Source organism: Streptomyces sp. NBC_00019 (assembly GCF_045041015.1).
Classification (GTDB): domain Bacteria; phylum Actinomycetota; class Actinomycetes; order Streptomycetales; family Streptomycetaceae; genus Streptomyces.
Genome location: NZ_CP108302.1, coordinates 9,954,913 through 9,970,136 on the forward strand (window position 1 = coordinate 9,954,913; position 15,224 = coordinate 9,970,136).

Annotated in this window: 11 protein-coding genes; 1 reads left to right on the plus strand and 10 read right to left on the minus strand. The window is 69.7% G+C overall.

The window, feature by feature from the left end:
• Nucleotides 1-11: 11 nt before the first annotated feature.
• Together OHU89_RS46145 and OHU89_RS46150 are read right to left on the minus strand one after the other, a co-directional pair.
• Nucleotides 12-1,355, minus strand: coding sequence for an ABC transporter substrate-binding protein (locus tag OHU89_RS46145; RefSeq protein WP_405651981.1), 1,344 nt, complete (start codon nt 1,353-1,355; stop codon nt 12-14).
• Nucleotides 1,356-1,447: 92 nt separating this feature from the next.
• Nucleotides 1,448-2,467 (minus strand): LacI family DNA-binding transcriptional regulator, encoded by a 1,020-nt coding sequence (locus tag OHU89_RS46150; RefSeq protein ID WP_405651983.1) that lies wholly within the window; start codon nt 2,465-2,467, stop codon nt 1,448-1,450.
• A gap of 179 nt (nt 2,468-2,646) precedes the next feature.
• Here OHU89_RS46150 and OHU89_RS46155 point away from each other — a divergent pair, with 179 nt between their 5' ends.
• Nucleotides 2,647-3,996, plus strand: coding sequence for a mucin-1 (locus tag OHU89_RS46155; RefSeq protein WP_405651985.1), 1,350 nt, complete (start codon nt 2,647-2,649; stop codon nt 3,994-3,996).
• A gap of 96 nt (nt 3,997-4,092) precedes the next feature.
• On the opposite strand, the gene OHU89_RS46160 is transcribed toward OHU89_RS46155, so the two are convergent.
• The 8 genes from OHU89_RS46160 to OHU89_RS46195 form a co-directional block, all read right to left on the minus strand.
• The gene (locus OHU89_RS46160; protein WP_405651987.1) at nt 4,093-6,108 is read right to left on the minus strand and encodes an RICIN domain-containing protein; all 2,016 of its coding nucleotides are present in this window, start codon (nt 6,106-6,108) and stop codon (nt 4,093-4,095) included.
• Between the two features lies 1 nt (nt 6,109).
• Complete coding sequence (locus OHU89_RS46165; RefSeq protein WP_405654941.1) at nt 6,110-7,444, minus strand: glycoside hydrolase family 43 protein; 1,335 nt, start codon at nt 7,442-7,444, stop codon at nt 6,110-6,112.
• Nucleotides 7,445-7,660: 216 nt separating this feature from the next.
• A complete protein-coding gene (locus OHU89_RS46170) occupies nt 7,661-9,001 on the minus strand; it encodes a jacalin-like lectin (RefSeq protein WP_405651989.1) in 1,341 nt (446 codons plus the stop codon).
• A 210-nt stretch (nt 9,002-9,211) separates the two neighbouring features.
• Entirely contained in the window at nt 9,212-9,661 is a 450-nt protein-coding gene (locus OHU89_RS46175) for an RICIN domain-containing protein (protein ID WP_405651991.1), read from the minus strand.
• 425 nt (nt 9,662-10,086) lie between these two features.
• Complete coding sequence (locus OHU89_RS46180; RefSeq protein ID WP_405651993.1) at nt 10,087-10,479, minus strand: hypothetical protein; 393 nt, start codon at nt 10,477-10,479, stop codon at nt 10,087-10,089.
• Nucleotides 10,458-10,748, minus strand: a complete 291-nt coding sequence (locus OHU89_RS46185) for a hypothetical protein (RefSeq protein ID WP_405651995.1) — start codon at nt 10,746-10,748, stop codon at nt 10,458-10,460. The genes OHU89_RS46180 and OHU89_RS46185 overlap by 22 nt, the downstream gene beginning before the upstream one ends.
• Before the next feature lie 384 nt (nt 10,749-11,132).
• Nucleotides 11,133-11,408, minus strand: coding sequence for a hypothetical protein (locus tag OHU89_RS46190; RefSeq protein WP_405651997.1), 276 nt, complete (start codon nt 11,406-11,408; stop codon nt 11,133-11,135).
• Between the two features lie 457 nt (nt 11,409-11,865).
• Nucleotides 11,866-15,072, minus strand: a complete 3,207-nt coding sequence (locus OHU89_RS46195) for a family 78 glycoside hydrolase catalytic domain (RefSeq protein ID WP_405651999.1) — start codon at nt 15,070-15,072, stop codon at nt 11,866-11,868.
• Nucleotides 15,073-15,224 lie beyond the last annotated feature (152 nt).

The following is a 15,224-nucleotide window of genomic DNA, read 5'->3' on the forward strand; positions in this document are numbered from 1 at the left end:
CCGGCGGGGGCCTACGGGATCTCGTAGCCGGCGTTGTCGGAGAAGTCCTGGTCGATGGAGCGGGCCGCCTTCTCCAGGGTCTCCTTCGGGTCCGCACCTCCGTAGATCGCGTTGAGGGCCTGGGAGAACTTGGCGGTGACCGTGGGGTATCCGGCCGTCACGGGGCGGGTGACGGCGACGCAGGACTTGTTGATGTCGCTGTCACCGCACGGCTTGGCGAGCTGGTCGGCGAAGAGCTGGAGCGGGCCGCCCTGCTTGTACAGCTCGCTCTTGGCGAGCGCGGACTCGGTGCCCGGGACCGAGCCGTTGGCCTTCGTCATCGCGCCGACGCTGTCGTCGCTCAGGAGGTGGTCCAGGAAGGCGCCCGCGGCCTTGGCGTTCTTGGTGTTCGCGCCGATGCCCCAGGCCCACGATCCCTGGCCGGTCTTGGAGCCGTTGCCGAAGTCGGGCAGCGGCAGGACGACGAGGTCGTCGCCGAGGGCCTTGTCGTAGCCGGGGTACGTCCAGTTGCCGACCCAGCTGAGCGCCACCTTGCCCTTGGCGAAGGCGTTGCCGTCGGTGTTGGGGTCGACGTACGTCTTCCAGGACTGGAAGGTCTTCATCGCCGAGACCACGGCCGGGCTGTCGAGGGCGCCCTCGGCCTTGCCGTCCTTGAGCAGGGCACCGCCGGCCGACCAGACGATGGGGGAGAAGCCGTAGGTGCCCCACTCGGTGGCCAGGCCGTACTGCTCGGAGACGTCGAGGACCTTGCCGTCGGCGTCCTTGGCCTTGAGCGCCTTGAGTGCCGCGTCGAACTCCGCGGCCGTCCAGGCGTCGTCCACGCTGGTCGGGTACTTCACGCCGGCCGCGTCCAGGAGCTTCTTGTTGCCCCACACGCCGAGGCCGGAGTCGAACATGCCCAGGCCGTAGTGCTTGCCGTCGATCTCGCCCTGCGCCTTGATCGCGTCGGTGGCGTTGGACATCGTCTTCGCGGACACATACGAGTCGATCTGCGCGAGCTTCTTGTTGTAGACGAAGTTCGCCATCGTCGGGCCGTCGAATTCCAGCACGTCCGGCAGCTCGGAGGCGCTGGTGGCGGTGATGGTCTTGGTGTAGTCGTTCTCGGGGATGAGCTTCAGCTCGACCTTGATGTCGCTCTGTGAGGAGTTGAAGGTCTTCACCGTGTTCTGCAGTGCGGCGGTCTCGCCCGCCTGGCCCTGGTGGGCCCAGACGCTGATTGTGCCCTTGCCGCTGCCCGTCTCGGCGGAGGTGTCGCTGCCGCCGCCTCCACCGCAGGCGGCCAGCGCCGCCAGGGGCAGGGCGAGGGTCAGACTCGAGCAGAGCGTGCGGCGGAACCTTCTGCTTGCGGCGTTCATGGACGGTGCCTCCGTGCTGGGTGAGGGTTCTGGAATTCGACGATTCGGGGTGTGTGGGTTCGAGAGGCGGTGGCTCGACGAGGAGCGGGGAGTCACGAGGGTCTGTGGGGGCTCGGCGGAGCCGTGGTCTCCCGCAGCATCAGGCGGATGGGCATCCGTACCTGGCCGACGGGCTCGGCATCCGGTTCGTCGAGCCGGCGCAGCAGCAGCCGGGCGGCCTCCGCGCCCTGTTCCGGGACCGGCTGGGCGACGGTGGTCAGCCCGATGACCTCGGCGAGTTCGTGGTCGTCGAAGCCGACGACGGACACGTCGTCCGGGACTTTCAGGCGGTGTCGGCGCAGGGCGCGCAGCGCACCCATCGCCATCTCGTCGGACTGGGCGAACACCGCCGTCGGGGGGCGGGAGACGGCGAGGAGCTCGGTCATGGCCCGCTCGCCGCCGTCGACGGTGTAACCGCCGTCCGCCTCCAGCGCCGGATCGTGGGCGATACCCGCCTCGGCCAGCACGTCCAGGTACGCCTGACGGCGGTCGATCGGAGCGGTCCAGTGCAGCGGCTCGCTCGCTCCGGAGATCATGCCGATGCGCCGGTGACCGAGGTTGACCAGATGCCGTACGGCGCTGGTGGCACCAGTGTGGTCGTCGATGCCGACCACCGTGAAGCCGTCCCGGGGGCCGCCGACGGTGGTGGCCAGCGGCACTCCGAGGGAGCGCAGTGCGGACTCCTCCTCCAGGTCGGGGATGAGCAGCGAGAGGACGGCGTCCACCCGCTTGCGCACCGGCAGCTTGGTGAAGAAGCGTTTGCGTGCCTCCGGTGAGTTCAGGTTGTAGAGCAGCACGTCGTAGCCGGCGGCGCTGAACACCTTCTCGGCGGCGTCGAGGACGGTGCCGAAGAACCAGCGGCCGATGTAGGGGACGACGACCCCGATGGTGTAGGTCCGTCCGCTGGCCAGGCTGGAGGCCGAACGGGATGCCGTATAGCCGAGTTGTGCGGCGACGGTGGTGATCTGGGCGCGGACCTCGTCGGAGACGCCCGGCTGACCGCGCAGTGCGCGGGACACGGTGGACGCCGAGACGCCGGCGGCGCGGGCGACATCGGTGATGCTGACGGTCACAGCGCTTTCTCCCGTTGATTTCACGTCGGTGTGATCTGTGGGTGACGTGACCGTAGACCCGGCATCGTTGTTGCGCAAGCGTTTGCGTTGGGTTTTACTTGGGCCGATTCTTAAGCGATACCTCCGAGGTCAATGGTCAGCGCACGCGTTTGGGCGCTCCGAGCCGACAGGAACTGCGCATGCGATACGCCCCGCCCGGCCTCTGTGTGAACGACTTCGCCCTGCTGCGGGACGATGACGGCACCTATGCCGTGCTGCATCTGCAGGGCCCGTGGACGGCCGAGTTCGACCATCTGAGAATGGAGACGTCCTACGGCCGGGCCACCTCCACCGACCTGGTCCGCTGGAAGCCGGAGGGCACCGCGTTCGGCAACGGCCTGCCCGGCCGCTTCGATCAGCAGGCCGTATGGACCATGCACCCCGTCCGGCACGGCGACGGAATGGCCATGTTCTACACCGGCGTTTCCGGCCTCACTCCGGCTGGCTGGCCGCTGCAGTCGGTCGGTCTCGCCTACTCGGACCGCACCGACGGCACCGGCTGGCGTCGGCACGGCACCGGGCCCGTCGTCGAGGCGGACGCGCGCTGGTACCGCACCGGCGAACACATGGGCTGGCGCGACCCGTTCGTCGTCCGCGACGACGAGTCCGACGGCTGGGTCATGGTGGTCTGCGCCGCCGACGCCACCCTGCCCGTCGAGGTCGGCGGCTGCGTCGCCTGGGCCACCTCCGACGACCTGGAGCACTGGACCGTCCACCCGCCGCTCATCTCACCCGGCGACGTCGACGAGCTGGAGTGCCCGGTCCTGGAGCGTCTCGACGACGGAAGCTGGCTGCTGATCGGATCCGTCGGCGCCACACGCGGCTTCGAGGCGTGGACCGCGCCACGGTTGAGGGGGCCGTGGACCCGCCGCGGCCCGCTCGGCCCGACCGGCTCCTACGCCCCGCGCGTCATCGCCGCTCCCGACGGCTCCCGCGTCGTCCTGCACACCACGCCCCGGCGCGTGAACCTCACCGACTCCGGCGAACGCTGCCGCGGCATGCTCGCCCAGCCCAAACTCCTGGTGACCGCCCCGGACCAGTCACCTCGCCTGGAATGGTGGCCCGGCCTGAACGCCTGGTTCGGCGAGGAGACCGAACAGCCCGCCCTGCACGCGGTCGGCGACGTCACCCTCACCGGCCGCGTGGAGATCGCCCTGCGCACCGACACCGCCGACGGGGACCGCCCGGCCCTGCTCGTCGGCTGCGACGGCAAGAACCTCTGGGTCACCGGCCCCCACGGGGACCGGCTCGGCGAGACGACACTGACCGAACCCGCCACCACCCTGCGCATCCTCACCATCGGCGAATACGTCGAGGTCTACGCCGACGGCGTCTTCGTACTCACCGCCCTGTGCTACTCGGGCCATCCCGCCCCCTGGACGGCCGTGTCCGAGGGCCGCACCCGCACCGTCCCCGTCCGCCCGATCCGCCTGCCCGACGTGGACCGCGACGACGCGTCTGCCATCTGGCCCGGCCCGCCACCGCGCTGACGGCCCGCGGTCCCGCCCGGCGGACGACACCGCCCGCCGCCGGGACCGGCTCGAGGGCCGGCCCGGCGACGGGCGGTGCAGGCAGTGCGCTTCAGGTCAGTGGAGGGCCCACTGCTGATTGGTCTGGCCGTTGCAGGTCCACAGGACCAGCTTGGTGCCGTTGGCGGTCGCCGCTTCCGCGGCGTCGAGGCACAGTCCCGACAGGTCGTTGGTGATCGTGCCGTCGGAGTGGACGGTCCACTTCTGGTTGGTGCCGCCGGTGCAGTCCCAGATGATGACCTTGGTGCCGTTGGCGGTGCCGTTGTTGTCGGCGTCCAGGCACTTGTTGCCGTAGACGACGAGCTCGCCGCGAGAGGTCTGCGTGAAGGTCTCGTTCCGGCCGCCGAAGCAGTCCCACAGGATGGCCTGGGAGCCGTCGGTGATGGTGTTCTTCTCCAGTCCGGCGCAGCGGTTGGAGGCGGTGCCGACGAGGGCGACGCCATTGGTGCCGGGAATGCCCTGGACACGGATCGCGTCGATGTCGGGCGCGGTGGCGCCGGAGACCGCCGCGAAGCGCACGGTGTTGGTGCCCTTGGCCAGGTGCGCCAGTACGGACACGGTCCGGTACGTGGAGGCCGAGCCTGTCGGCGGGAAGGAGACCACGGACGTGTACTGGCCGTTGACCTGGATGGTCGCCTTACGGGCCGTGGTGGCGCCGTTGGCGTAGGTGATGTCCACCAGCTTGGTGCCCGCGGCGCCGGTCGTGACGGCGCTGAAGGCGGGTGTGGTGGCCGTGGTGGTGTCCTCGTACGTCGTCCCGGAGGCCTCCGTGCCGGAGACGGTGAGCAGGACGGCGTCGCCCGCCGGGACGGTCGTGGAGTAACTGGTCGCGGAAGACCCGGCGTCGGTTCCCGTCCAGGCGTTGCGCACGGACGCGGTGGCACCGGTCAGGCCGAGGTCGGCCCAGCGCACGGTCATGGACGCCGCCGAGGACGTGCGGTTGAGCAGCAGCACGGCGCGCTTGCCCGTGCCGGTGAGGACCTTGCCGTACACCTGCAGGTTGCGGGTGTCCTCGGCGACCTTGACGCCCTGCAGCCCGCGCGGGTCCTGGTCGATGGCGATGACCTCGCGGTTGGTGAGGATGTCGCGGGTGGCCGTGCTCATCGTGGCCAGGTTGTTGCCGGCCAGCAGCGGGGCGCCTGAGATCGCCCACAGGCCCATGTGCAGTCGGTTCTGGGCGGCGGTGAGACCGCTCATGCCGACCATCAGCATGTCGGGGTCGTTGTAGTAGCCGGTGTGCTGGGCGGCCGGGTGCAGTCCCCGGTCGAAATTGGTGAGCATCATGCCGGTGGTCGGGGTCTGGCCCCAGAAGATGACATCGGTGCTGGTGCGCCACAGGTCGCCGTAGCCGGTGGCCCAGTTCCACGGCAGTCCGCTGCCCCACTCGCAGAAGGACAACACGAGCCGGCGTCCGGTGACGACGGTCGCGGCCTCGTTGGCGGCGGCGATCTGCTTGTACGTCGTTTCCGGGTCGAGGCCCTCCACCCGGCCGCCGCACCAGTCGATCTTGACGTAGTCGAAGCCCCAGCGCTGGAAGGTCTCCAGGTCCTGCTGGTAGTGGCCCTCCATGCCGGTGTTGGGGGCCGCGGGGCGGGTGGTGGGGTAGTAGTAGCCGCAGCCCTGCTTGCCGGCGTCCGTGTAGATGCCGGCCTTCAGCCCCTTGCTGTGGATGTAGTCGGCGATGGCCTGCATGCCGCCCGGCCACAGTTCGGCGTCGACGGCGATGGAGCCGTCGGCGTTGCGGTCGCCCTGCCACCAGCCGTCGTCGAGGTTGACGTACTGATAGCCGGCCGCCGCCATGCCGGAGGAGACGAGAGCGTCCGTCTGCTCCTTGATGACGTCGGAGTCGATGCTGCTGGCGAAGCTGTTCCAGGATGCCCAGCCCATCGACGGCGGGGTGACGGCGGCCTGTGTGGTGCTGACCGCGGTCGGCTCGGCGGCCAGGGGCGCCGATGGAGCGTGGCCGGCCAGGGCCGTCAGGCCGGACGCGGCGAGAGCGAGGGCGAGGACGCGCACGGTGACGCGTCTGGCCCAGCCGGGCGCGGAACTGTTCGACACGCGCGTGTCTTCCATGTCAGTACCCGACACGGAAGGTCGCGTCCTGCCGCTCCGTGGTCGTGGAGACGGGGTCGATGCGCAGGACGTAGTTCGCGTGGCGGATGTAGCGCGTCGGATTGTTGTACGACCGGAAGGAGGCCCAACTGGCGTCCGCGAGGCCCGCCGTGCGGTAGAACGTCGCGTCCGCGGCGAACGTCGAGGTGCCGTCGTTCGCGTCCAGCTGGAGCGCGTAGTTGTAGTGCCGCAGATAGCGGGTGGGGTAGTTGACCGACCGGAAGGAGACCCCGGAGCTGTCGGCGAGCCCGGGGACCAGGGTCCACAGGGAGTCCTTGTACGGCTCGACCGGGTACTCGTCGATTCGGGCCGCGTAGTTGGAGTGGCGGACGTAACGGGCCGGGTAGTTGTAGGACTTGAGCCGGTTCCAGGCCGGGGCGCCCCACTTGGCGAGCAGGTTGTTGTACTCGGCCGTGGTGATCGTCGCGATGCCGCAGTGCTTGGAGTTGACCGGCTGGGTGTAGGTCTTCTGGTCCAGGGCCGTCCAGGTGCCGGAGGCGAGGCTGCTCGACTGCCAGGCGTAGAAGACACCGTTGGGCGTGTAGGTGTCGCCCCACAGCCACCAGGTGCCGGAGGAGAGGGACTTGACCACCGTGGGGGCCTCGGTGCCGCCGTGTGCCACACCGGCGCTGTACTCGGTGAAGCTGCCCGGGTTCAGGGAGGTGGACCTGGCGCTCACCAGCGTCTGGTTCTTCTTGAAGTAGAGGTAGTTGTAGCCGTCCACGCCGACCGTCATGTCGCCGTCGATGACGTCGTAGCCGGGGTCGAAGAACACCTGCGGGGCCGAGGCCGTGACGAAGTCGCTGGTGTAGTTGACCATGATGACGTTGTGGCCGCTGCTGTTCACGGAGGAGTAGATGACCGCGTACTGACCGCGGCCGGCGTCCCAGAACGCCTCCGGCGCCCAGCTGTGGGTGGTCATGTCGTGCAGCTTCAGGCGCCGGTAGCCGGTGAGGGTGCGCAGGTCGGCGGAGTCCCAGACGTGGATGTACTGGCTGTTGTAGCTCCAGTCGGTGCCCTTGAGGTCGGTGGCGAGCACCACGAACGTGCCGTCCTGCTTGCGCATCAGGAACGGGTCGCGCAGGCCCAGTGCGCCGGCGGTGGGGGTGACCAGAGGGTTGTTCTGGTTGAGCGGCGTCCAGTTCAGTCCGTCGGGGCTGACGGCCAGGTGCAGGCCGTAGTCGGTGCCGTCGCCGAGATTGGTCGACTCGGTGAAGTAGACCATCGCGTATGCCGAGTCGGCGGCGTGGGCGGTGCCCGTGCCGAGGGTCAGGGCGACGGGGACGGCGGCTGTCATGCCGAGCAGCGCGCGACGGGACAGGTGGGGGTTCTTGCTCACGTGGGCTCCAGGGTGGCGTGCGGGGGCACCTGAAATGGCCGGGATTTCGAACGTGGTTCGGAAAATCGATCAGACCGTAGGGGTTGGACATGCGCCCGTCAATCGTCCTGACGTGCCTTTGTGATTCTTGTGCGCCCCGGGGCGGGAGCGACATGCCCCGGGGCGGGAAGCGGATCAGCGCTGGGTGTAGAGGAAACCGACCTTGTCGACCTCGTCACCGGCCCGGCCGTGGAAGCCGGCGATCTGCCAACCGGACGGCGCGGTGCGGGTCACGCAGTCGGAGGTGGTGGTGCCGCCGGCCAGGGTCTTGCCGAGGTTGGTCGTGAACTTGGCGTAGAAGATCCGCGTGCGGTCGTCCTTCTGACCCTGGCACAGGTACGCCGTCGTCACGTACTCCCCGCTGCCGAGCGTCAGGGAGGCCGCGGTGCCGCCGGTCCCGCCGTGGGTGAGCGTGGTGCCGTTCGCCAGGGTGAGGCTCACCTGGTCGACCCGGGACCCGGCGCGCAGGGCGATGGTGGTGGCGCGGGCGCCGGCGGGCACGCTGCCGATGTCGTTGTAGTAGTCGCCGTGCGGGCCGCCGAACTGGTCGCTGAGCTGGAACGCGGTGTTGCGCGACCAGCTGAAGCCGGCGGTGATCGGGTCGTGGTCGGAGAGCATCAGGCCGTCGTCGGTGAGGAACTTGGAGTGCTCGTTGTTGTACGACGTGGCGTTCAGCGAGACCAGCTTGCTGCCCCGGTAGAGGATCTTGTCGACGACCTCGCAGGTGTTGGGGACGGTGGTCCCGGTCTGGTCGCAGACCAGGGCGTCGCTGCCCTTGGCGGGCGCGCTGCCGCCGCGGATCAGCTGGACCCAGGTGTCGGTGAGGCCGTTGGCGGCGGCGAACTCGGCGATGGTGTCACCGGAGCGGGTGTAGCGGGTGTTGGTGTCGCCCATGACCACGACCGCGTTCCCGGCGGAGTGGGTGGCGATGAAGTCGGTGAGCTGGCTGAGGTTGTCGGCGCGGGCGGCGAGGTCGTCGGCGTTGGTGCCCGCGTTGGTGTGCAGGTTGTAGAAGTCGACGTACACCCCCTCGGCGAGCCGCTCGCGCATGAAGGTGAAGCCCTTGGGGGTCAGGCAGTCGCCCGAGCCATAGGTGCAGGTGTTCCAGCCCACCCGCTCGAAGTCGTCCTCGTCGTAGGAGATCTTCGACAGGCTGTTGAGGCCGCTGCCGATGGCGGCGCCGCCGCTGGTGGCGGTGCGGTAGGCGTGGGCGGTGTCGGCCGCGTAGAGATAGGCGTGGTAGTTGAAGTCCTCCTGGGCGTGGACGACGTCGTACGGCGCTATCCGCCCGCCGATCGTCGTGGTGGCCGACTCGCGGGGCGTCGGGGCGCTGGAGATGGCCTCGGGCAGGCCGGCCACGTTGTAGCTGAGGACGCTGAAGGTGCCCGAGTCGGCGGCCGCCGCGGAGGGGGTGGCCGCGGTGAGCCCGCCGAGAACGGCGGCCGCCGTCGTCAGACAGGCGAAAAGTCTGCGCATGAGGGTGTGGCTCCTGGGGAGGGAAAGCGGTTACGGTGGGGACGGGGCTGAAGTTACCCCCGGTTACCCGGGGTCTGTCGAGACTTCGGGCGTTCTTTCACAGGAGTCGCCGGCCGTACATGGACGGTTCGGTCCCCGCCGGGGGTCATTCACCGCACGGATCCACGCGATGGCGTCGCCCCCTGTCCCGCCGCACCTCGAACCGCGCTCCTACGTATGGGACTTGGGGGCGGCGTCGGCATCTGCGACCACGAGCGCCCAGCGTTGGCCGCCGGATGCGTCGCGGTCGGCCACAACCACCTCGGACAGCTTGCCGCCCGACTCCGGCGCCAGAGCCAGGTCCTGACGGCGGCGCAGCAGGAGCTCCCCGTGGCTCGTGAGGACGTATGTCACCTCGCCGGTGGACGCGACGCACAGCGAGAGCCGTACGTTCCGGGTCCGAGGGTCGGCGGCCAGACAGAGGGAGGGGTCGGCGCCGCTACGCAGCAGACCGTCGAACTCGTAGGACCACTGCTCGGACCCGGCCGACGAACACGCTGCCAGCCGGATGGCCGCGCCGACCGTGGCCCGGCTGTCGACGGCCAGACACTCTCCGGTGGCCAGGTTGTGCAGCCTGCCCTCGACGGGCGCGCCGGAGGCGCCCGGTGAGGCGGAGGACACGGCGCCGGTCCGCCCGGTGGAGCCGGGGCTCGGGAAGCTGTTGGCGGGAGCCCCCAGGCCGGTGTGTCCGGCGCGGCCACGTCGTTGTCGTCGGACCAGTTCTGGGCTGCCAGCACTGCCGCCAGGAGAGCAAGAGAGGCCAGGACCGCGGCGGCGAACGCGCGATGTCTCCTCTCGGCCGGGGTGCGGTGGCGCCCGCCTGCAGCCGGCGCTGTCTGGTCATGCTCCGGTGCGGCCTGCCACGCTCCGGGGGCACTGCGGCCGGGGCGTGTGGCGAGGTAACGCCGCCCTCCCCAGCCGAGCACGGCATCGGCCAGCAGAGGCCCCAACCGGCCTTCACAGTATTCGAGTTAGTCGGCGGTCGACAGGCAATGAGGGCACTCGTTCAGATGTTGCCGGACATCCGGGAGCAGTGCGCCGCCCCGTCAAATGGGAACGTCGATAAGGCTGCTGTAGAACCGGCACTCCTCGGACGGGGCGAATTGCGCGTGAGCGCGCACCAGACCGGTCCGGAATTGTTCACGGGCTCTACTCAAGGCAGTTCTCGCGGCAACGGTTTCCATACCCAGCAAGCCGGCGGGTATCTCGATGGGTTCCGCCTCGACCTCCGTGTGCCACAGCAGGCATTGGGAGAAATCCGACAACGCCACGAAGGCGCGTTCGGCGAGTTTTCGGTTGGCGGGGGCTTCCGGCTTGGCCGTGTGCAGACCACGGCCGCCGGTCGGTTTGCGCAGTTCTGGTAGAGCTGCGCAAGTCTTGTCGTTCGCGGCCCAGGCGCGGACGGTCTCGCGGACCGTCACCAGCAGCTGCGGACGCAAGGCCGCGGCGGGTACGCCGCTCGCGAGTCGGTCCAGCGTCGTTGAAACGCGCTGGCGGCCACAAACTGGGCCGTGGGAGTGGCGGAGGCCAGGCACAGGAGTGCGTAGTCGCGCGCGGCGAGCCAGTGGCGGGCCAGCAACACGGCGGTCGCGTGGTGTCGTTCGTCGATGTCGCCGCCCAGTTGGGCGACGAGGTCCGGATCCGGCTCCCCGAGGGGCAGTCCGGGACGGGGTGGGTACGGCGGGCGTGGGGGGTGGGAAACCTGCACGGAACCCTTTCCTTTTCATGGCAGGACGGCATGCGAAATGACGTTCCGTCGGAAAGTGCTGGGTGATTGGTTCATACCTTGAGGATGCCCTTTTGCCTGGTCAGGGCCGGGAACTGCCTCAATGGAGGCTCACCTTCGCATACGCGAGTCGGGCGAGACAAGCGCTATCTCTGACCGATTTTCAAAACCCAGCGGGAGATGGAATGTTACCGGCGGCAGTCGCACCTGCATTCGAAGGGTGGGATGTGAAACTAACAGACGCTCTGGTGAACCTCGCGGCATTTCTCCGGCAATTCCGGATAAGGCTCGTCCGGCGCGGTCACGCGCAACTGGCCGTACCCGGCCACCTCGTGACAGACGGCCGGGCGCAGGGCCCTGTGTGGCTCAGGAATTCGGATACGCGGCGCGTACCCGCGCCAGCTGCTCGGCGGTGACAGGCAGGACCGTTCCGTGCCGGGGCCGTGAAGGGAGCCGGTAGTCGCTCGGTAGCGACCAGTCGGGCTCGGCGAGGCTGTCGGTGTGGAAGGGCAGGTAACCGCGTCCACCGGCCTCGTCCATGAACACCCACCAGCCGTCACCGGAGTTGTCCTTGAAGACGGTGGGTCCCTCGACCCAGTCGGTACCGACGCCGTGCGGACGCAGTCGTCGACCAACTGCCATGTACGCGGCGTCGTGTCGGGGGTGTCGGCGGCGGTCAGGACGCGGGAGCGTTCCAATACGACGTCGCGGGCGCAGGATCCGACGACCTTGTCGTCCGTGGTGACGCGGTAGGTCTCGAAGCTGTCGCCGTCCGGCAGGATCACGTCGAGGACGACGAGGCCGGGGTGTACGGCGACACCGGCCGGGACGGCGTCCTCACCAAGACCGGCCACGAACACGTCGAAGCCGAGCTCGCGCAGCCTCGTCGGCAGGGGACGCGTACCGCTGTCGGCGTCCAGGACGAGCACGCGCGGCGGTCTGGAGGATCTGTGCACCTTCACGTCGTGGAGGGCGGGATTCCGTGACGCGGGGTGCACGCTGCGGAGGAGAACAAGACGTGACATCCCCATGCCAGGACATGCGAACGGGCAGAGGCGGCAAGGAAGTTCCCCCGGGCCGGAACCCGGGGGCCACGCGGTCAGGAACGGGTGCGCTCGACCTTCGTCGTGCCGGAGCCGACGGGCCCGATCCGCAGCACGGTGCCGGTGAGGTCGGTAAGCGGGGTGACCTCCACACGTCCCTGCCCGCCGGGTGTCTTCGCGGTCACCCGGTACTCCGCCGGGTCGGCGTCGCCGATCTCCACCTCCAGTACCGCGCGGGAGTTGGGCGGCACTGTCACCCGTGTCGTATGGCCATCGGTGGACCGGTGTACGGCGACCTTGACCGGGCCGCGCACGGACGGGACCGTTCCGGCCACCTCGGTCAGGGCGCCGGTCCTGGGGCGGATGAGGAACTCGGCAGCTCCCGGGGCGGTGACGCGGACACCGAGCACATGCCGGGGGATCGCGTTGGCCGGAGCGGACGCCCAGGCGTGGGAGAGCGTCATGTTGGACTTCAGCGCGGGATCCCAGGCCTCGGTGACGATGGTGGCCTTGAGGGTGTCGAGCATGTGCAGCCAGGAGTTGGTGGCCGTGGAGGTGAGCAGCGCGAGCGCGGCGTCGGCGCGGCCGAGCCGGAAGAGGGCGTCGAGGAGGAACTGCGCCCCGTACACGCTCACCCGCATGCCGCCCGAGGCGAGGGTGTCCCCGAGCCGGGCGCGTACCTCGTCGTCGAGGGTATCCGCGACGCCGAGCGCGACGGGGAAGGCGCTGGCGTGCTGGGCGCTGTGCGTGGTGCCCTCGCCGTCGAGGAACCGGCCGGCGGCGCTGTCGAGCAGGGTGGCGCGCATGGCGGTGGCGAGGGTGTCGGCGCGGGAGCTCAGGGCCTTCGCGTCGTCGTCCTTGCCGAGTACGGCCGCGCACTTGGCCAGGGCGTCGAAGGCCGCGTACTGGAAGGCGTTGACGACGGTGTTGACGCTGGTGAAGACGTAGCCGTCGCGGCTGGCGGTCGGCCAGTCGACGAGGTCGCCCAGGTCCTGGCTGCTGCTGCCGGGCGCCTTGCGGACCAGGCCCTGGGAGTCCAGGTAGGCGGTGAGGTTCTTCGCGGCGAGCAGGTCGTAGTCCTTGGCGAGCTGCCGGTCGTCGCCGGTGGCGAGGTAGTCCTCCCAGGCGGACAGTGCGCACATCAGCCGGTACTCGGTGGGCCAGGTGCCCTTGCGGACCAGGTAGTCGTTGGACCAGCGGGCCAGGGCGTAGGAGCGCTGGACGCCGTACTCGGAGAGCTGGTTGATCAGTGCGTCGCCCTCGTAGGGGCCGCGTTCCCGGGTCGGGGTGTCGGTGTAGAGGTCGCCGCGGGTGGCTTCGATGGAGTACCGGCACAGCTCCCAGACCCGGTCGAGATCGGGGTCGGAGCTGTGGAAGGAGGCGTCGGTGTCGTCCCAGTCGAGCCGCCAGGCGCGCCCGGTGACGACGACTGCGGACAGGTCGAGCGCCGTGCGCAGTTCGACCCAGCGGAAGCCGCGGTAACCCCAGTGCTCGAAGGTCTGCTTGCCGTCGCGCAGGGTCCACACCTCGCGGTAGGTGTTGGTGGCGCGCAGTTGGTGCTTGACGGTGCCGTCGGAGTTCAGCTCCTCGCCCAGGCGCACCTCGACGGTGTCGCCCGCGATCCCGGTGACCTCCAGGGACAGCCCGCCGACGATCTCCCGGCCGAGGTCCACCAGCCAGCGGCCGTCGGCGACCTTCGTGACGGAGGCGGGGGCGACGTCGTGCAGCCGCGGCGACTCGATCGGGGCCGGGACGAGTCCGCTGATCGCGGTGCGTACGACGGGAGTGTGCCAGTCGCTGTCGTCGAAGCCGGGCCGGGTCCAGCCGACGGGCTCCTGGCGCAGGTCCCAGTACTCCTGCGGGACGGTGAAGTAGCTGCTGCCCGCGCTGCCCTTCGAGGGCAGCAGCCCGGCCTGGCGGCGTGCCTTCCAGTGGTCTCCCGAGGCGACGGTGGTCCGGCTGCCGTCGGTGTAGGTGATCTCCAGCTGGGCGAGGAACTTCTGCTGCGAGGTGGTCCAGCACAGCGCGGCGAGCGCGTTCGGCCCGCCGTCGGCCCGCAGGGTCGAGGTGACGTCGAACGCCTGGTACGCGGTCCCGGTACCGGAACGCACGGAGGCGTGCCCGACCACACTGCCGTTGCTCCACACCTTGGCCACGTACTGCCGGGCCGGGTCGGGGGAGGTGGCAGCTACGTAGAGGACGGCGGCGGCGATTTCCTTGCCCGCGGCCGTGTCGTACTCGTGGCGCAGCAGCGCCCAGGTGTCGTCGGCCCCGTAGGAGGAGAGCGAGGAGGCGCCGGTGGGGAAGGTGAGCGTGCCGCCGGAGACCGTGCCGGTCGAGAAGGTGCCCTTGTCGGAGGCGAAGTCGTCGTCGAGGAGGACGGTCCCGTCGGCGGCGGTGAAGGTGATGCGGTCGTAGACCTGGGACTCGGTCAGGCCGTTGCGCAGGCCGATGTTGCCGGAGGCGTAACGGGTGTCGGTGGTGGTGTCGACCACGGTGCCGTTGACGCTGGTGGTGAAGGTGGAGCCGGTCATGGTGACGGCGAGGTCGAGCCACTCCCCGGGAACGACGGCGGACGGCAGGCGGACCTCGCCGAGGACGCTGTAGGTGCCGTTCACGCAGACGTGCTTGCGCAGGATGCCGGGACTGCCGGCGCGCAGCTGCCACATGTAGTTGTTGGCGGTGTTCGCGGCGCGGAACCACACCCCGGCGGCCACGGTGGTGATCCTCAGCCGGGCGGCGAACGTGCCGTCCGTCACGACCGGTCCTGACGGCACCCAGATCGGCTCGGCCTCCCACTCGTCCTCGACCGAGGTGGCGAGCAGGGCGGGCTCCGACCAGGCCGATCGCTTCTCGCCCCAGCTGGCGACCCGCCACCAGTAGGCGGTACGAGGCTGCAGGGCCGCCCCCGCGTAGGGCACGGCGGTGGAGTCGGCGGACCTGCGCTTGCCCGAGTCCCAGACGAGCCGCTCGTCCTCGAAACCGCCCGGAGTGGCGGCCAGTTGCAGCTGATAGGCGTGCTGGAGGGTGCCGGCGCCGAAGTCGGGCACCTGCCAGCTGAACCGGGGGCGCTGCCCGGCGCTCGTGGCGAGTGCCTGCGGCAGCAGGTCGGCCAGTGTCCCGGTCGGCGCGGGCGGCTTGCCGTGGGCCGTGACGCCGCCCGGGGCGTCGGCCGCGAGTGCCTGGGGCCCGCTCAGTACGACCGAGGCGGCCGTGGCACCACCGAGTTGGAGAAGTCTTCGACGCGACAGGTCCCAGGACATGGTGCACCCTCGGCTCGTGAAAGGTTTCAATGCGATTGCCCGGAGGTTAGGGTTCCGCGGCGTGGTGGTCAATGCCTGGGCCGAGAATGAGTTCGTCGTGCGTTGAATCGATTTAGACCCGACCGTCGATGTCGCGACGGGGACCGCGCAGA